General features: G+C 64.5%; 22 protein-coding genes and 4 tRNA genes. 6 read left to right on the top strand and 20 right to left on the bottom strand.

The window, feature by feature from the left end; genetic code table 11:
- Positions 1-41: 41 nt before the first annotated feature.
- The 19 genes from rplL to trpE all read right to left on the bottom strand — a co-directional run bounded on the left by rplL (position 42) and on the right by trpE (position 12,218).
- Positions 42-413: a 50S ribosomal protein L7/L12 gene (rplL, locus tag H7F35_RS15460; RefSeq protein ID WP_187113696.1), complete on the bottom strand. Its 372-nt coding sequence runs from the start codon at positions 411-413 to the stop codon at positions 42-44.
- A 45-nt stretch (positions 414-458) separates the two neighbouring features.
- Positions 459-1,001 (bottom strand): 50S ribosomal protein L10, encoded by a 543-nt coding sequence (gene rplJ, locus H7F35_RS15455; RefSeq protein WP_124460244.1) that lies wholly within the window; start codon positions 999-1,001, stop codon positions 459-461.
- A gap of 251 nt (positions 1,002-1,252) precedes the next feature.
- Entirely contained in the window at positions 1,253-1,951 is a 699-nt protein-coding gene (rplA, locus tag H7F35_RS15450) for a 50S ribosomal protein L1 (protein WP_187113695.1), read from the bottom strand.
- Entirely contained in the window at positions 1,952-2,383 is a 432-nt protein-coding gene (gene rplK / locus H7F35_RS15445) for a 50S ribosomal protein L11 (protein WP_187113694.1), read from the bottom strand.
- 134 nt (positions 2,384-2,517) lie between these two features.
- Entirely contained in the window at positions 2,518-3,120 is a 603-nt protein-coding gene (nusG, locus tag H7F35_RS15440; protein ID WP_124460247.1) for a transcription termination/antitermination protein NusG, read from the bottom strand.
- Positions 3,121-3,123: 3 nt separating this feature from the next.
- Entirely contained in the window at positions 3,124-3,507 is a 384-nt protein-coding gene (gene secE, locus H7F35_RS15435; protein WP_187113693.1) for a preprotein translocase subunit SecE, read from the bottom strand.
- Positions 3,508-3,609: 102 nt separating this feature from the next.
- A tRNA-Trp gene (locus H7F35_RS15430) sits at positions 3,610-3,685 on the bottom strand.
- 21 nt (positions 3,686-3,706) lie between these two features.
- A complete protein-coding gene (gene tuf, locus H7F35_RS15425; protein WP_187112602.1) occupies positions 3,707-4,900 on the bottom strand; it encodes an elongation factor Tu in 1,194 nt (397 codons plus the stop codon).
- 73 nt (positions 4,901-4,973) lie between these two features.
- Positions 4,974-5,048: transfer RNA gene (locus H7F35_RS15420), tRNA-Thr, on the bottom strand.
- Positions 5,049-5,090: 42 nt separating this feature from the next.
- Positions 5,091-5,164, bottom strand: a tRNA-Gly gene (locus H7F35_RS15415).
- Positions 5,165-5,229: 65 nt separating this feature from the next.
- Positions 5,230-5,315: transfer RNA gene (locus H7F35_RS15410), tRNA-Tyr, on the bottom strand.
- Positions 5,316-5,421: 106 nt separating this feature from the next.
- Positions 5,422-6,129: a uracil-DNA glycosylase gene (locus H7F35_RS15405; RefSeq protein ID WP_187113692.1), complete on the bottom strand. Its 708-nt coding sequence runs from the start codon at positions 6,127-6,129 to the stop codon at positions 5,422-5,424.
- The gene (gene trpC / locus H7F35_RS15400; RefSeq protein WP_187113691.1) at positions 6,126-6,926 is read right to left on the bottom strand and encodes an indole-3-glycerol phosphate synthase TrpC; all 801 of its coding nucleotides are present in this window, start codon (positions 6,924-6,926) and stop codon (positions 6,126-6,128) included. Before trpC ends, H7F35_RS15405 begins: the two co-directional genes overlap by 4 nt.
- Before the next feature lie 29 nt (positions 6,927-6,955).
- The gene (gene trpD / locus H7F35_RS15395; protein WP_187113690.1) at positions 6,956-7,978 is read right to left on the bottom strand and encodes an anthranilate phosphoribosyltransferase; all 1,023 of its coding nucleotides are present in this window, start codon (positions 7,976-7,978) and stop codon (positions 6,956-6,958) included.
- Positions 7,979-7,999: 21 nt separating this feature from the next.
- Entirely contained in the window at positions 8,000-8,662 is a 663-nt protein-coding gene (locus tag H7F35_RS15390; protein ID WP_187113689.1) for a LysE family translocator, read from the bottom strand.
- A 15-nt stretch (positions 8,663-8,677) separates the two neighbouring features.
- A complete protein-coding gene (gene ltaE / locus H7F35_RS15385; protein WP_187113688.1) occupies positions 8,678-9,739 on the bottom strand; it encodes a low-specificity L-threonine aldolase in 1,062 nt (353 codons plus the stop codon).
- A gap of 6 nt (positions 9,740-9,745) precedes the next feature.
- Complete coding sequence (locus H7F35_RS15380; RefSeq protein WP_187113687.1) at positions 9,746-10,330, bottom strand: anthranilate synthase component II; 585 nt, start codon at positions 10,328-10,330, stop codon at positions 9,746-9,748.
- Complete coding sequence (locus H7F35_RS15375) at positions 10,327-10,719, bottom strand: GxxExxY protein (protein WP_187113686.1); 393 nt, start codon at positions 10,717-10,719, stop codon at positions 10,327-10,329. Before H7F35_RS15375 ends, H7F35_RS15380 begins: the two co-directional genes overlap by 4 nt.
- The gene (gene trpE / locus H7F35_RS15370) at positions 10,716-12,218 is read right to left on the bottom strand and encodes an anthranilate synthase component I (protein WP_187113685.1); all 1,503 of its coding nucleotides are present in this window, start codon (positions 12,216-12,218) and stop codon (positions 10,716-10,718) included. The genes H7F35_RS15375 and trpE overlap by 4 nt, the downstream gene beginning before the upstream one ends.
- 346 nt (positions 12,219-12,564) lie before the next feature.
- Here trpE and H7F35_RS15365 point away from each other — a divergent pair, with 346 nt between their 5' ends.
- Positions 12,565-13,182, top strand: a complete 618-nt coding sequence (locus H7F35_RS15365; protein ID WP_261803642.1) for a chalcone isomerase family protein — start codon at positions 12,565-12,567, stop codon at positions 13,180-13,182.
- Positions 13,183-13,199: 17 nt separating this feature from the next.
- Here the strand turns inward: H7F35_RS15365 and H7F35_RS15360 are convergent, their stop codons facing one another.
- The gene (locus tag H7F35_RS15360) at positions 13,200-13,865 is read right to left on the bottom strand and encodes an HAD family hydrolase (protein ID WP_410010790.1); all 666 of its coding nucleotides are present in this window, start codon (positions 13,863-13,865) and stop codon (positions 13,200-13,202) included.
- A 232-nt stretch (positions 13,866-14,097) separates the two neighbouring features.
- Here H7F35_RS15360 and H7F35_RS15355 point away from each other — a divergent pair, with 232 nt between their 5' ends.
- The 5 genes from H7F35_RS15355 to H7F35_RS15335 all read left to right on the top strand — a co-directional run bounded on the left by H7F35_RS15355 (position 14,098) and on the right by H7F35_RS15335 (position 17,100).
- Positions 14,098-14,406, top strand: coding sequence for a hypothetical protein (locus H7F35_RS15355; RefSeq protein WP_187113683.1), 309 nt, complete (start codon positions 14,098-14,100; stop codon positions 14,404-14,406).
- 135 nt (positions 14,407-14,541) lie between these two features.
- Positions 14,542-15,153 carry a hypothetical protein gene (locus H7F35_RS15350; RefSeq protein ID WP_187113682.1) on the top strand — a complete coding sequence of 204 codons (612 nt, stop codon included), beginning with the start codon at positions 14,542-14,544 and terminating at the stop codon, positions 15,151-15,153.
- Between the two features lie 20 nt (positions 15,154-15,173).
- Positions 15,174-15,518 (top strand): hypothetical protein, encoded by a 345-nt coding sequence (locus H7F35_RS15345; RefSeq protein ID WP_187113681.1) that lies wholly within the window; start codon positions 15,174-15,176, stop codon positions 15,516-15,518.
- A 74-nt stretch (positions 15,519-15,592) separates the two neighbouring features.
- Positions 15,593-16,093 (top strand): sigma-70 family RNA polymerase sigma factor, encoded by a 501-nt coding sequence (locus tag H7F35_RS15340; protein WP_187114286.1) that lies wholly within the window; start codon positions 15,593-15,595, stop codon positions 16,091-16,093.
- On the top strand, positions 16,090-17,100 hold the full coding sequence (locus tag H7F35_RS15335; RefSeq protein ID WP_187113680.1) for a FecR domain-containing protein: 1,011 nt from the start codon (positions 16,090-16,092) through the stop codon (positions 17,098-17,100). The genes H7F35_RS15340 and H7F35_RS15335 overlap by 4 nt, the downstream gene beginning before the upstream one ends.
- Positions 17,101-17,138: the final 38 nt, after the last annotated feature.

Below are 17,138 nucleotides of genomic sequence, written 5' to 3'. Positions count from 1 at the left end.
AGGGCCTTTTCAGACGCCTCCAGCCCTCGAGGGGGACTGAATTACTTCAGTTCCACCTTGGCGCCGGCTTCTTCCAGCTTCTTCTTTGCGGCTTCAGCGTCAGCCTTGGACAGGGCTTCCTTGACAGCCTTGGGAGCGGCTTCCACCAGGTCCTTGGCTTCCTTGAGGCCCAGGCCGGTGATTTCGCGCACTGCCTTGATGACCGAAACCTTGTTCGCGCCGACTTCGGTCAGCATGACGTTGAATTCGGTTTGTTCTTCGGCCACTGCGGCGGCGGGGCCGGCAGCTGCGGGGCCTGCCATGGCGGCAGCGCTCACGCCAAACTTCTCTTCGATGGCTTTCACCAGTTCGTTGAGTTCCAGGACCGTCATGCTGTCGAGCGCGGTCAGAAATGCGTCTTTATCGAATGCCATTTTTGTTTCCTAACAATTGGGTTGAATATTTCAAACGCGGGCCGCTTACGCGGGCTGCGCTTCGGCTTCTGCCGGTGCATCGGTTGCGGGTGCTGCTGCGCCTTCGCCACGCTTCGCGGCCAGCGCCGCGAGAACGCGTGCCGTACGGGAAATCGGGGATTGCATCAAGCCCAGCAACTGCGCCAACAGCACTTCCTTGGAAGGGATGCTTGCGAGCTGCTTCACGCCGTTCACGTCCAGGACCTTGCCGCCAAACGCGCCACCGCGAATCACCAACTTGTCGTTGGTCTTCGCGAAGTCGGCCACCACCTTGGCGGCGGCCACTGCGTCTTCGGAAAAGCCGTAGATCAGCGGGCCGGTCATCTGGTCGCCAATGACTTCGAATGCGCTACCAGCCACAGCACGGCGTGCCAGCGTGTTCTTGAACACGCTGAGAGTCACACCCTTGCTGCGTGCTTCGGTACGCAGTTTGGTCATATCGGCAACCGTGATGCCACGGTATTCCGCCAGCACGAGCGTTTGAGCTTTTGCGGCGAGGCTGGTCACATCACTGATGACCGCTTCTTTCTCACTGCGATTCAGACTCAAGGTCTACTCCTTTTAATGCGATCTTCGGCCGGGGCCTCGGATCGCGCTTCATGCAGCGACCAACTGTTTCGGAACAAAAATCAAATTCCTTGCAGCGGGGTCGCCATCTGCGCTGATTGCCGGACAAAAGGTCCGGCGATTAAGTGCAGGCACCCTGCACACCAGCGGTCTTGGATGGCTCACGGCAACCGAAGCTGCCGCGACCCACCACATTCGCCCTGCGCCTTTCGGCGCGGGGCCAATCTCTTCTCTTAGCTTGCCGAGATGGTTTGCGTGTCCACGCGGACACCCAGACCCATCGTCGACGAAACTGCCACCTTGCGCAGGAACACGCCCTTGCTGGTGGCCGGCTTGGCCTTGACCAGCGCGTCGATCAGCGCAACGAGGTTGCCTTGCAGCTTGTCGGTGTCGAACGAACGACGGCCGATCGTGCCGTGGATGATGCCGGCCTTGTCGACGCGGAACTGAACCTGGCCAGCCTTGGCGTTCTTCACAGCCGTAGCGACGTCCGGGGTCACCGTGCCAACCTTGGGGTTGGGCATCAGGCCGCGCGGGCCGAGGATCTGGCCGAGCGTACCGACGACACGCATGGCGTCCGGTGCGGCGATCACGACGTCGAAAGGCATGTCGCCAGCCTTGACCATGGCAGCCAGATCGTCCATGCCGACGATGTCGGCGCCAGCGGCCTTGGCTTCTTCAGCCTTGGCGCCCTGGGCGAACACAGCCACGCGCTTGGTCTTGCCGGTGCCGTTGGGCAGCACGACGGCGCCACGCACGACCTGGTCCGACTTCTTCGCGTCGATGCCGAGTTGCACGGCCACGTCGATCGATTCGTCGAACTTGGCGGTGGCGGCTTCTTTCACGAGACCGATGGCGTCAACGAGGGCGTACAGCTTGTTGCTGTCGACCTTGCCTTCGAACGACTTTTGCTTCTTGGTGATCTTGGACATTTACACGCCCTCCACAGTCACGCCCATCGAACGGGCAGAGCCGGCGATGGTACGAACAGCTGCGTCCAGATCGGCAGCGGTCAAATCCTTCATCTTGGCCTTGGCGATCTCTTCGAGCTGAGCGCGGGTGATCTTGCCGACCTTGACGGATTGCGGCGTGGCCGAACCCTTGTCCAGCTTGATGGCCTTCTTGATCAAGGTGATCGCCGGGGGCGTCTTGATGATGAAGGTGAAGCTCTTGTCAGCGAACGCGGTGATGACCACCGGCAGCGGCAGACCCGGCTCGACGCCTTGGGTTTGCGCGTTGAACGCCTTGCAGAACTCCATGATGTTCAAACCACGCTGGCCCAGTGCGGGACCGATGGGTGGTGACGGGTTGGCCTTACCAGCTGGCACTTGCAGCTTGATGAAGCCGACGATTTTTTTCGCCATGCTTTGCTCCTTGCGGGTGATATCGCCTTGGCTCTCGCCGCAGCTCCCCGGGGTTGAACGACTCTTCGATCAAGGCCGCGCACCGAGTCGGATAGCGCGCAGCCGGAATGGGTTCAGGCCTGTCGGCCCGAGGCTCAGGTCTTCTCGACCTGGCTGAATTCGAGCTCGACCGGTGTGGAGCGGCCAAAGATCATGACCGACACGCTGACCTTGCTCTTCTCGTAGTTCACATCTTCGACCGTGCCGTTGAAGTCCGTGAACGGACCTTCCTTGACGCGCACAAACTCGCCGACGATGAACTCCACCTTGTGACGCGGCTTCTCGGTGCCCTGCTGCATCTGGCTGACGATGTCTTCGACCTCTTTCTGCGAGATCGGAGCCGGACGGTTCTTCGCGCCGCCCACGAAACCCGTCACCTTGTTGGTGTGCTTCACCAGGTGCCAACTCTCGTCGTCCATGATCATTTCGACCAGAACATAGCCAGGGAAGAAGCGACGCTCGGTGGTGCGCTTCTGGCCGTTCTTGATTTCGACCACTTCTTCAGTCGGGACCAGGATGCGGCCGAACTTATCCTGCATGCCGGCGCGATTGATGCGCTCCAGAATGTTGCGCTCGACAGCCTTCTCCATGCCCGAATAGGCATGCACCACGTACCAACGCAGATCAGGGTTGGCAGCGGGGGCCAGAATCGGAGTGTTCTCCTCTTCCGGCGTGGTTTCAACTACATCGTCGGTCATTGCTTATTTTCTCCAGCCCAGAATGAGGTCGAAAAACACCCATTCGAGCGTCTTGTCGGTGAGCCAGAGGAAGACGGACATGATCGCCACAAAGGCAAACACATAAGCCGTCATCTGCATTGCTTCCTTGCGGGTCGGCCACACGACCTTCTTGACCTCGCGCCACGAGTCGCGGCCAAAAGCCCACAACTGACGGCCATTCTCCGAGCTGCCAAAGGCACCCACCGCAGCAGCCAAGCCGACCAGCAGCGCAGCCCACTGGACCAGCGAGCCCTGGCGCGAGAGCAGGTAGAACGCCACGATGGCGCCCACGGCCAGCACGACAGCCACGGCCAGTTTGGCCTTGTCTGCGCCGGTGCTCACGGTTTCGATTTGAGAAGTGGCCATGGTTGGCTGATTTCCTGTGCCTTTCGGCCTTCAATTCAATGCGTCTCTTGAGACGCCGAAGCCCGTCGGGACACGACGGGCTTTTTCGGAGTGCCACCTAGGTGGCAGGGGCAGTAGGAATCGAACCTACAACCTTCGGTTTTGGAGACCGACGCTCTGCCAATTGAGCTATACCCCTCCGGTACTCTTTGCGCTTGGCTTAGATGTCGAGGATCTTGGCCACGACGCCCGAACCCACGGTACGGCCGCCTTCACGGATGGCGAAGCGCAGGCCTTCTTCCATCGCGATCGGGTTGATCAGCTTGACGGTGATGCTGACGTTGTCGCCAGGCATGACCATTTCCTTGTCTGCGGGCAACTCGATCGCGCCGGTCACGTCCGTCGTGCGGAAGTAGAACTGCGGACGGTAGTTGTTGAAGAACGGCGTGTGACGGCCACCTTCGTCCTTGGACAGCACATACACCTCGGCGGTGAAGTGCACGTGCGGCTTGATCGAGCCGGGCTTGCACAGCACTTGGCCGCGCTCGACTTCTTCGCGCTTGGTGCCGCGCAGCAGCACGCCGACGTTGTCGCCAGCTTGACCTTGGTCCAGCAGCTTGCGGAACATTTCCACGCCGGTGCAGGTGGTCTTGACGGTCGGGCGAATGCCGACGATCTCGATTTCTTCGCCGACCTTGATCACGCCACGCTCGACAGCGCCGGTCACCACGGTGCCGCGACCCGAGATCGAGAACACGTCTTCGACGGGCATCAGGAAGGTGCCGTCCACGGCGCGCTCAGGCGTCGGGATGTAGGTGTCGAGCGCTTCAGCCAGCTTCATGATGGCTTCTTCGCCCAGCTTGCCCTTGTCGCCTTCGAGAGCGAGCTTGGCCGAGCCGTGAATGATCGGGGTGTCGTCGCCAGGGAACTCGTACTTGTCGAGCAGCTCGCGCACTTCCATTTCGACCAGCTCGAGCAGCTCGGCGTCGTCGACCATGTCGCACTTGTTCAGGAAAACGATGATGTAACCCACACCCACCTGGCGAGCCAGCAGGATGTGTTCACGCGTCTGGGGCATCGGGCCGTCAGCGGCCGAGCACACCAGGATCGCGCCGTCCATCTGGGCGGCGCCGGTGATCATGTTCTTCACATAGTCAGCGTGGCCGGGGCAGTCGACGTGAGCGTAATGGCGGTTGGCCGTTTCGTACTCGACGTGGGCGGTGTTGATCGTGATACCGCGGGCCTTTTCTTCAGGCGCTGCGTCGATCTGGTCGTAAGCCTTGGCTTCGCCGCCGAACTTGGCCGACAGAACGGTTGCGATTGCAGCCGTCAGCGTGGTCTTGCCGTGGTCAACGTGACCGATCGTGCCCACGTTCACGTGCGGCTTGGTGCGGGTGAATTTACCTTTTGCCATTTTTCGACTCCGAAAAAAACGATTTCAACGTATGCAGATGGGTTGCAAAGCTGCCGTCGCAACCCCCAAAAACTGGTGCCCTTTGCGGGAATCGGACCCGCGACCTCCCCCTTACCAAGGGGGTGCTCTACCACTGAGCCAAAAGGGCTTTTGTCTAACCAAATCGCATTCCGGCGCCGAACCGGGTCTCTGGAGCGGGAGACGGGAATCGAACCCGCGTCATCAGCTTGGAAGGCTGGGGTTCTACCATTGAACTACTCCCGCATCGGGGGCACTTCAAGGCACCCAAAGCGCTAGATCCAATCGCTCTTAGAAACCAAATTCATCGCTGGTGGAGAGGGCTGGATTCGAACCAGCGTACTCGTAAGAGGGCAGATTTACAGTCTGCTGCCATTAACCACTCGGCCACCTCTCCGGCGAACCTCGAAATATAGCACGATTTTGTGACTACTCAGAAACCCCAACATCAAGAAGATGCGGAAGAACTGCCTCGAGGCTGAGCCCACGATTATTGCCCAAGTTCACCCCTGCGATTGCTGCGCCTCCCGCCACGCACGCGCTTCGCCGAAATGTCCGCAGCCGATGAACGGCACCGGCGGGCGCAACGCAGAAAGTGGCGACGGATGATTCGACATCAGCACCTTATGGCGCCCAACGTCGATCAACGCGCGCTTACTCTGTGCGTGTGAGCCCCATAGCATAAAAACAACAGACTTCTCGCCGGCCGAAACATGGCGAATGACGGCATCCGTGAACACTTCCCAGCCGCGCCCCGCGTGGCTGGCCGGCTGCGCCTCCTCGACCGTCAGGCAGGTGTTGAGCAACAGCACGCCATGGGTCGCCCACTTCACCAGGCTGCCGCCAGGATTGGGAAACGGCGGCGGGGCCGTCCCCAGGTCGCGCTGCAATTCCTTGAAGATGTTGCGCAGCGACGGCGGCAGTGCCACGCCGGGCGCCACCGAAAACGCCAGCCCTTCGGCCTGGCCGCGGCCGTGGTACGGGTCCTGACCCAGGATCACCACGCGCACGTCTTCGGGCGGCGTCAGTTCCAGCGCCCGCAGCGGCTGCGGCGGAAAGATCACCGCGCCCGCATCAAGGCGTTCGCGCAGGAAACCCTGCAACTTCTGCCCGACAGCACCAGCGAAGAACTCATCGACCAGCGATTGCCAGCCCGGCGCCACCGGCCAATCGGCAGGATCGCTGCTCGACAGCTGATCGGGCCGGCTCATTTGAACAACGCAGCGAGGGCCTCGCCGGGTTCCTTGGCACGCATGAACGCTTCGCCGACCAGGAAGGCATTGACGCCCGCTGCACGCAACGTGGCAACGTCTTCGCGCGTGGCGATGCCCGATTCGGTCACTGCCAGCCGATCGGCCGGCAACTTGGGCAGCAGGTCGATGGTGGCTTGGATCGACACCTCGAAGTTGCGCAGATTGCGGTTGTTGATACCGATCAGTGCCGTCTTGAGCTTCAGCGCGCGGTCGAGTTCGGCCGCGTCGTGCACCTCGACCAGCACAGCCATGCTCAGCCCCCGCGCAATGGCTTCGTAGTCCTTCATCTGCGCATCGTCCAGGCATGCGGCGATCAGCAGGACGGCATCGGCGCCCATCGCGCGCGACTCGTACACCTGGTACGCGTCGACGATGAAGTCCTTGCGCAGCACCGGCAAGTCGCACGACGCACGTGCCTGCTTGAGATAGTCCACGCTGCCCTGGAAGAACTGCTTGTCGGTCAGCACCGAAAGGCAGGCCGCGCTGATCTTGCCGTCGCCTTCCGCGTAGCTCTGCGCGATGTCCGCCGGAATGAAGTCTTCGCGCAGCACGCCCTTGCTCGGGCTGGCCTTCTTGACTTCGGCGATCACGGCGGCGTGGCCGGCAGCGATCTTCGCGCGCAGCGCGGCTTCGAAGTCACGCGTCAGCACGCGGCTTTCGGCATCGAAGCGAATGGCTTCGAGGGGAGCGCGCTTCTGCGCGGCCGCGATCTCCTGGCGCTTGACGGCAACGATCTTGTCGAGGATGTCTGACATGGCTTGTTCTGCTTTCGGTTTCTTTTGAATCAGACGGTCGCGGAGGCTTTGACCAGCTCCGCCAGCTTGGCTTTGGCAGCACCAGAGGCCACGACTGCACGCGAGCGGTCCACACCCGCCGCCACCGAATCGACCACGTTCGCCGCATACAGCGCAGCGCCGGCGTTGAGCAGCACGATGTCGAGCGCGGGGCCGGCCTGGTTGTCGAGCACGCCCAACAGCATCGCCTTCGACTGCTCGGGCGTTTCCACGCGCAACGCGCGGTTGCTCGACATTGCGAAGCCGAAGTCCTCGGGATGCAACTCGTACTCACGGATCTCGCCGTCCTTCAACTCGCCCACCAGGGTGGCGCCGCCGAGTGAAATCTCGTCCATGCCGTCGCGCCCATAGACAACCATTGCATGCTCGGTGCCGAGCCGTTGCAATGCGCGCACCTGGATACCTACGAGGTCGGCGTGGAACACGCCCATCAGGATGTTCGGTGCGCCCGCCGGGTTGGTCAGCGGCCCGAGGATGTTGAAGATGGTCTTGATGCCCAGCTCCTTGCGAACCGGTGCGACGTTTTTCATCGCGGGATGATGGTTCGGCGCAAACATGAAGCCGATGCCGCATTCCTCGATGGAGCGCGCGATCTGCTCGGGCTTCAGGTTGATGTTGACGCCCAGCGCCTCCAGTACGTCGGCACTGCCCGACTTGCTCGACACGCTGCGCCCGCCGTGCTTGCTCACCTTGGCGCCGCCAGCGGCCGCAACGAACATCGAGCAGGTCGAGATGTTGAAGGTGTGCGAGCCGTCCCCGCCTGTGCCCACGATGTCCACAAGGTGCGTGGTGTCCTTCACGGGCACCTTGGTCGACACCTCGCGCATCACCTGCGCGGCGGCGGTGATCTCGCCGATGGTTTCCTTCTTGACGCGCAGGCCGGTGATCAGCGCGGCCATCATCACGGGCGAGCACTCGCCACTCATGATGAGTCGCACGATGTGCAGCATCTCGTCGTGAAAAACCTCGCGGTGCTCGATGGTGCGCTGCAGCGCTTCCTGGGGGGTGATCATGGTGAGTCTCCTCGGTAGGTGTCAGTGGCCGATGCGAACAGCCGGCGCGTCGGTGAACGCGAGCTTGAGGCCGAAGCCGATGAACAGGACGCCGGCAACACGGTCGAGCCAGTGCATGCCCTTCTGCACGGCGCCGCGACGCGCCATCCAGCCCGCAGCCAGTGCCCATCCCACGTTGACCGGGATCGCGTTGAGATTGAACAGCACGCCCAACAGCACGAAGTACAGGGCCTTGTTGTCGGCGCCGGGGGCAATGAACTGCGGCACGAAGGCAAGGAAGAACAGCGCCACCTTGGGGTTGAGCACATTGGTCCAGAAGCCGCCCAGAAAGATCGCCTTGAGGCTGCGTTCCCCGCCCACAGCGGCGGCCGCCGCATCGAGATCGGCAGGCGGCTTGGCACGCGAAAGCACCATGCGCACGCCGAGGTAGAGCAGGTAGGCCGCGCCCACGTACTTGAGCACGGTGAATGCCGTCGCGGAAGTTGCCATCAGGGTGCCTACGCCGACTGCTGCCGCAAAGATGTGAACGAAACAGCCAGCGGTGATGCCAAGCCCGGCCACGATGCCGGCGCGCACGCCGGAGCGCAGCGAGTTCGTCACGACGTAGAGCACGTCAGGTCCTGGCGTCAGGTTCAGCAGCCAGCCGGCAGCGATGAAAGCGAGCAGATGCGGAAGATCGGGCATCGCGGCTCCCGTTGGTCAGGCGTTGAAGAAACCGCGGATCGCAGCAACGGCGCGGTCGACACCGGCTGCATCCACGTCGAGGTGCGTCACGAAGCGCAGGCGATACAGCCCCGTCGCAAGAATGCCCTGCTGGTTGAGGCTCGCGATCAACTCCGACGAACGCGCCTGCGCCGCACCCGTGAGGTCGGCAAACACGATGTTCGTATGCGGCGCTTCGACCGTCAGGCCCTCGATGCCTTCGAGCCCCTGCGCCAGACGCCGCGCCAGCGCGTGGTCGTCGGCCAGGCGATCGACATGGTGGTCGAGCGCATGCGACGCCGCAGCCGCCAACAGGCCTGCCTGCCGCATGCCGCCGCCCGCCATCTTGCGGATGCGATGCGCCCGCGCGATGAACTCGCGCGAACCAACCAGCGCGGAGCCGATCGGAGCGCCCAGGCCCTTGCTGAAGCAGACCGAGACGCTGTCGAAGCACTGCGCAATGCGGCGGGCTTCCGCGCGGATGTCGCTGCGCTTGTTGAGCGCGGCCTGCGCCGTTGCGGCATTGAAGAGACGAGCCCCGTCCAGGTGTCGCTGCAGGCCCTTGCTTTTCGCCAGGTCGGTCGCGGCCTGCACGTAGTCGAAGGGCAGCAGTTTGCCGCCCAGCGTGTTCTCCAGCGCCAGCAGCTTCGTGCGCGCAAAGTGCGCGTCGTCGGGCTTGATGGCCGCCTCGATCTGCGCGAGCGGCAACGTACCGTCGGGCGCATGGTCGAGCGGCTGCGGCTGCACGCTGCCGAACACCGCCGCACCGCCGCCTTCCCAGCGGTAGCAATGCGCCTGCTGGCCGACGATGTATTCGTCGCCACGGCCGCAGTGCGAGAGGATCGCGCACAGGTTGCTTTGCGTGCCGGTCGGCACGAACAGCGCGGCCTCGAAGCCCAGCAGCGCAGCGATCTTTTCCTGCAGCGCGTTCACGCTCGGGTCGGTGCCGAAGACGTCGTCGCCCAGCGGCGCCGCCATCATGGCCTCGCGCATCGCAGGCGTGGGTTGCGTGACGGTGTCGCTGCGCAGATCAACGAGAGGAGAGGTGTGATCGGTCATGGCGGGTCAGTCCAGGAAGTTCTTCAGCATGGCGTGGCCATGTTCGGTCAGGATCGATTCAGGATGAAACTGCACGCCTTCGATGCGCACGTCATGCGCAAATCCGGTGTGCCACACGCCCATGATCTCGCCGTCGTCGGTCCAGGCGGTGACAGCCAGCGCCTTCGGGCAGCTCTCGCGCTCGATCGAGAGCGAGTGATACCGGTTGACGACGAACCGTTCGGGCAGCCCCGCGAACACGCCTTCGCGCGTGGTCGTGATCTCGCTGGTCTTGCCATGCATCAGTTGCTGCGCGCGAACGATCTTGCCGCCGAAGGCCGCGCCGATGGCCTGGTGGCCCAGGCACACGCCAAGAATCGGCAGCTTGCCCGCGAAGGCCTCGATGGCCGCCACCGAGACGCCCGCTTCCGCCGGCGAACAAGGCCCCGGCGACACCACCAACCGCGTGACGCCCGAAGCGATCAGCTCGCCGATCTGCGCCACCGTGATCTCGTCGTTGCGATGCACCTGCACATCCGCACCCAACTCGCCGAAGTACTGGACGATGTTGTAGGTGAAGCTGTCGTAGTTGTCGATCATCAGCAGTTTCATGGCTTGCTCACAATCCGGTGCACGCCCTTCACCACGGGAAAGACGTTGAAGTTGATCAGCAGGCCCAGCTTGAGGCCCGAGAGCCGCAGCGCGGCCAGCACCTGCGCGCGATGCAGGTCGGTCAGCACATCGACCGCCTTGAGCTCGACGATGACCGACTGCTCGATCACGAAGCCCGCGCGGTACACCTCGCCCAGCGAGCGGCCCTTGTAAGTGGCCGACAACGCCAGGTCGCGCGTGAAGCCGATCTCGCGCTCGGCGAGTTCGATGGCCAGCGCGGCGGCGTAGGCGCCCTCGTCGAGCCCCGTGCCGAGCACGCGCTGCACTTCGACGGCGGCGCCGATGATTTCGTGCGAAAAGTCGTTCTGAATATCGGGTGTGGTGCTCATTCCAGGCCTTCCTCGACCAGTTCGGCGGCACGCAGAAGTGCGCGCGCCTTGGCCTCTGTTTCTTTCCATTCCAGCTCGGGCACCGAGTCGGCGACCACGCCGGCCGCGGCCTGCACGTGCAGCATCTGGTCCTTCACGATACCGGTGCGTATCGCAATGGCCACGTCCATATCGCCCGCGTAGCTGATGTAGCCGCAGGCGCCGCCGTACAGGCCGCGCTTGGTGGGCTCCAGCTGGTCGATGAGTTCCATCGCATGCACCTTGGGCGCGCCGGTCAGCGTGCCCGCCGGGAACGTGGCCTTGAGCACGTCGATGGCGGTCATGCCGTCTTTCAGCGTGCCTTCGACGTTGCTCACGATGTGCATCACATGGCTGTAGCGTTCGACTGCGAAGGCTTCGGTCACCTTCACGGTGCCGGTCTTGGCGATGCGGCCGATGTCGTTGCGCGCGAGGTCGATCAGCATGACGTGCTCGGCGCGCTCCTTCGGGTCGTTGATGAGTTCCACCTCGGCCGCCTTGTCGAGTTCGAGCGAAGCGCCGCGCGGACGCGTGCCGGCCAGCGGGCGGATGGTGATCTTCTGCTCGCCGTCGTCCGTGTTCTCCTGGCGCACCAGGATCTCGGGCGATGCACCCACCACATGGAAATCGCCCAGGTTGTAGTAGTACATGTAGGGCGACGGATTGAGCGAACGCAGCGCGCGGTACAGCGACAGCGGCGACTCGGTGTAGCGCTTGCTGATGCGCTGGCCCACCTGCACCTGCATGAAGTCGCCTGCGGCAATCATTTCCTTGGCGCGCTCGACGGCCGCAATGTAGTCGGCCTTGGCAAAGCTGCGCTCGGGCGGATGCGGCTGCGTGGGCTTCACGATGGGCGCGCTCACCGAATACTTGAGCTTTTCCTTCAGCTCGCGCAGACGGCGCTTGCCCACGGCGTAGGCCTCGGGCTGCTTCGGATCGGCATAGACGATCAGGTAGAGCTTGCCCGAGAGGTTGTCGATGACGGCCAGTTCCTCGCACTGCAACAGCAGGATGTCGGGGCAGCCGAGCGTGTCGGGCGGGCAGCTTTTTTCGAGCTTGCGCTCGATGTGGCGCACGGTGTCGTAGCCGAAGTAGCCGGCAAGGCCGCCGCAAAAGCGCGGTAGCCCCGGCCGCAAAGCAACCTTGAAGCGCTTTTGGTACGCCGCGACAAAGTCGAGCGGATTGCCGGCGGCGGTCTCCACCACCTGGCCATCGGTCACCACTTCTGTCTTCGCATCGGCACCGAAGCCGGTGGCGCGAAGCAGCGTGCGGGCGGGCAGCCCGATGAAGCTGTAGCGGCCGAAGCGCTCGCCGCCAACGACCGATTCGAGCAGGAAGCTGTGCTTGCCGCCGCCTTGCGAATGGGCCAGCTTGAGGTACAGGGAAAGAGGCGTTTCGAGGTCGGCAAAGGCCTCAGCCATCAGCGGAATACGGTTGTAGCCCTGGGCGCTGAGGCTCTTGAATTCAAGTTCGGTGATCACGGATTCGTTCTCCAATTGCCACCCGGCGCTCCTTTGGCCGGGGACAAGGTCATTCACGGGTGGCCCGGTGTCGCAGTGTGTGTCGACTCGGAACCGCGGGCGCACGGCGTGCGCCGTGCAATCAAACAGTCAGCGATGTATGGCGACGCCAGGGCCAGGCTCCCCGGCTGCCTTCACCTGTTTGAATGATGTGATGAACGAACATGGAAGGCCGAGTTTAGCCCACGAAAACGCGCGGGCGTACAAACAGAACCATCCTGTGCCGGCTTCAGGGTTCCTCCGGAGACGGGGTCGTAAAACAAAAAGATACATTCGCACGACCGTTCGCAAATCCCAGGAGGCTCACTTGCTCGCACTCTCGTTCCCGACCGTGTTCTCCCCGTTCTCCGTGTTTTCTCGCCTGGCCGTGCTGGCCTGCCTTGCCACCGCGCTCGGCGCCTCGGCAGCACAGCTCGAGGTGGCCGGCGTCAAGCTCGAAGACCGCATGGATTTGCGCGGTAGCCCCCTGCTGTTGAACGGCGCCGGCATTCGCTACAAGGCCATCTTCAAGGTCTACACGGCCGGCCTGTATGTGGGCAAGAAGGTTTCGACGCCCGAAGAGGCCCTGGCCACGCCGGGCCCCAAGCGCGTGGCCATCACGATGCTGCGCGACATCGACGCCAACGAACTGGGCAAGCTCTTCACCAAGGGCGTGGAAGAGAACTCGCTCAAGAGCGAAATGGTCAACCTGATCCCGGGCCTGCTGCGCATGGGCCAGATGTTCGCGGACCAGAAGCAGCTGAAAACCGGCGACACCTTCACCATCGACTGGCTGCCGGGCACCGGCACGGTGATCACCGTGCGCGGCGTGGCGCAGCCCGATCCGGTGAAGGAGCCGGCCTTCTTCAATGCACTGTTGCGCATCTGGCTGGGCCCGAACCCTGCCGACTGGAAACTGAAGGACGCGCTGCTCGGCAAGCAGTAGGCGCCCGCTCCTTTTCTTTAAGCAGCAGTCGCCGAGAGTTCAACCAGCGAATCCACGAAGCCGTCTGCATCCACGCCGCGCACCGGCTCGCCGTGGTTGTAGCCATAGCTGACCAGTACCACCGGGCAACCCGCCGCGCGCGCGGCACGTGCGTCATTGCTCGAATCGCCGACCATCAGCGTGCGCGCCGGCACGGTGCCCAGCGCCTCGCAGGTCTTCAGCAGCGGCAGCGGATCGGGCTTCTTGCGCTCGAAGGCATCGCCGCCGAACACCAGCTCGAAAAAGCCGTCGAGCCCTTTCGCGGCCAGCAGCGGCTTGGCGAAAGAGGTCGGCTTGTTGGTCAGGCAGGCCAGCCGCAGGCCGCGCGCACGCAGCGCCTTCAGCCCGTCGATCACGCCCGGGTACACCGCGGAGTGCTGGCCGTTGATGGCCAGGTAGTGATGCTGGTAGCGCTCCCAGGCACGGTCGAACAGGGCCTGGGCCTTCGCCTTCAGCGCGTCCGTTTCGGCGGCCGAGGGCGTGGTGCCGGTGGCCGTCATCACATGCACGAGCGCGGAAAGAATCAGGTGCTCCGAGCCCTTGCCCACCATCACTTCGATGGCGGCCGGCGCGACATGAGGCAGCGAGAGATCGTCGAGCATGAGATTGAGCGACGCGGCGAAGTCGCCGAGCGTGTCGACCATGGTGCCGTCGAGGTCGACGATCGCTGCGTCGAAGCGGGAGAAGTCTGTGTGAAGAGCGTCCAAGGCAGGCTGACCGGCTGATAAGAGAAGGGGCGAATTCTGCCTCGGGCCATCGCCGCTCGCGTCGCGAGCACCGGGTCTCGAATTTCTTTCGCCCCGCATTACGGGTTTTGGCGGCCTCGTTCGGCAACAGGATGAATTCACCTGAAACCGACAGAGGACCTCATCCGCCATGTGCCCTGAAATCCCTCCGCATGCCCGCATCGTGCCGCTGGACACACGCCCTGCGCACGGTGCTTCCTCGTTCGCGCTGCCCCAGCTGTTCTGGATCGCGCTCGCCCTCGCCATGCCGATCGCGGGCCTCGCGGGCTGGTACTTCTTCGGGCGCGACAACTTCAGCGCCTGGGCCATGGACGCGTCGGAGCACTGGCTGATGCTGGGCTCCGCGGCGCTGGTCGTCGTGCTGCACGTCGCGATGCTGGTGATGCTGCTGGCAGAACCGAAGAAGGACCGGAGTGCAAAGAAGCGCACCAACCCCTGACGCGGTTTTTCGCGCCGCCATTACGGGTTCTGGCAGCCCCGTTCGGCATACGGATGCATTCACCTGAAACCCCAAGAGGAGCCACCTCGCCATGCTTCAGCCAACTTTCCCCATCACCGCCCGTCCGGAGGCCGCATGAGCGCCAGCACCAGCGCCTCCGGTCTGACCGCCCCCTCTCTTCTGGCCCTCGGTGCCGCCTGGCTGACGGGCAAGGCATTCGGGCTGCGCCACCCCGCGCCAACGGGCGCATCAGGCCCCGGCGTCCATCGGCAGGCCCCCCACGCCGCCCGCGAGCGCATGGACCTGCGGCAGCCGTTGCGTGCGATGTCGCAGGCCCATGGGCCGATGCTGGCGCGCCTGGGCATCCACCTCGATCTTTTCCTGCCGGACGACCCGCTGACCGTCACCGCGATCCCGGGCGACCTGTCCCAGCTAGTCGCGCACATCCTCGACGTGGCGGTCGGCGCGCTGCGGCAAGACACCACGCTGCACGTGCTGGCCCGCGCCGAAGGCCAGCACGCGGTGATCAACTGGCGCGACGCCAGCGTGGGCGCGCCTCGCCTCTCGCACGCATTCGCCACGGCCGACAGCACGACGGCCGCCCGCGTGCTGGCCTGCCAGACGATCGCGGCCCGGCACGGCGCGCGCATCTACGCCGCGCCTTCGCCGCTGGGCGACGCCTGCCTCACCGTGCGGTTTCCGCTGCACGGCCAGCGCGAGGCGCGCGCATCGGCCGCGATCCTCTGATGTCGACGCAGGGCATGACCATGACGCTGCGATACATCCCTTCGCCCCCACCGTCCACCCGCGACGGCGATGCGGCCACGCCCCCCATGGCGCCCGCCCTGTCGCGCCTGCGGGACTGGTGCTGCATCGGCTGCGCGGCCATCGGCCTGGCCGTGTCGATCAATTTCGGCACCTGCGAGCCGCAGAAACCCGCCAAGCCCCCCGCCGGCAGCAACCTCTCCACGCTGGCGCCGATCATGCAGACCAGCCCCAACAAGGGAGGCGAAGGAACCCCGCGCCAAAGCCTGCGCTGCCCGGCCCCCAAAGCCGCGCGCATGGCCGTCAAGACCACCTCGTCGCCCAGGCCGGACGAATTCGCTGTTTAAATATGTCAACTCAGTGAGACAGACTCATGCTCGCGACCCTCGCTGCGTTCCCGAACGACTTGCATCCCCCCTTCATGCCGGACCGCCCTCCCCACCGCAATGTAGAAACCCTCTACGGTGACCACCATGGCTGGCTGGTGGGCTGGCTGCGCCGCAAGCTCGGCAACGCCGGCGATGCTGCCGACCTTGCGCAAGACACATTCCTGCGCGTGCTGGGCCGCCCGCGCGAAGCCACCGAGGCGCGCGAGCCCCGCGCCTGGCTCACCACCATTGCGCACGGCCTCGTGGTCGACCATGTCCGGCGCCGCACGCTGGAGCGCGCCTGCCTGGAAGCCATCGCCAGCCTGCCCGAGCCGCAGGCGCCCTCGCCCGAAACCCAACTGCTGCTGGTCGAGGCGCTGATGCGCATCGACACCATGCTCGACGGGCTCGCGCCCAAGGCGCGCAGCGCCTTCCTGCTGTCCCGGCTCGACGGCCTGAGCTACCCGGAGATCGCGCAGCGCCTGGACGTGAGCCTGAGTTCGGTCGAAAAATACATGGCAAACGCGATCCGCCACTGCCTCTCGCTGCGATGAAACCCGCATTCCCCTCCACACCCGGCAGCGAAAGCCGCGGCGACCTGCTCGACCAGGCCATCGCCTGGGCCGTGCGGCTCGGCTCCGGCGGCGCCGACGACCGGGCGCACGAAGCCTGCAACGCCTGGCGCGCCGCCCATCCCGCGCACGAGCAGGCCTGGCAGCAGGTGCAGACCGTCGAAGACGCCTTCCGTCAGGTGCCACCGGTGAGCGGCGCGCTGGCCCACGGCGCGCTGCAGGCCGCCACCCGCATGCGCACCCAGAGCCGGCGCCGTGCGCTGGGCGTGATGGGTCTGGCCGCCACCGGCGGCGTGCTGGGCCTTTTCGTCTGGCGCGAGGCGCCCTGGGTGCAGCGCGCCGAGTACGCCACCGCCATCGGCGAACGCAAGCGCGTGATGCTGGCCGACGGCACCGAGCTGAACCTCAACACCGGCTCCGAAGTGCAGGTGGTGTTCTCGCCACGGCGCCGCCTGATCGTGCTGCGCCGCGGCGAACTCTTCGTGCGCACCGGTGCCGACACCGGCGCGATGCTCGGCCACCGCACCTTCTGGGTCGAGGCGCCGCATGCGCGCTTCGAGGCGCTGGGCACGCGCTTCGGCGTGCGGCAGGCGGACAACGAAACGCGGCTGTCGATGACCGAAGGCCGCGTGGCCATCCATGCCGGCGATGCGCCCGCCGTGATCGCGCAGGCCGGCGACGGCTACATCATTCGCGCCAACACCACCGAGCCCCAACGCATCGTGGACCGCAGCTTCGAGACCGATGCCTGGACCGACGGCGCGCTGGTGGCCAAGCAGATGCGCCTCGATGCCTTCGTGGCCGAACTGGCGCGCTACCGCAGCACACCGCTGCGCTGCGATGCGGACGTGGCATCGCTTCGGGTGTCGGGCGTGTTCCAGCTCGGCGGCCCCGACCCGGTCGGCCGCGCGCTCGAAGCGCTGGTGCGCACCTTGCCGGTTCGGCTTGAAAGCAGCACGGGGGACACATTGACGGTTTCCAGACGTTGAGACGGATTTTTCAGGGCCGCCCTCACGGGTTCTGGCGG

The sequence above is a fragment of the Variovorax sp. PAMC26660 genome, from assembly GCF_014302995.1.
GTDB lineage: Bacteria > Pseudomonadota > Gammaproteobacteria > Burkholderiales > Burkholderiaceae_C > Variovorax.
This window is presented reverse-complemented; position numbering and strand designations above follow the sequence as displayed.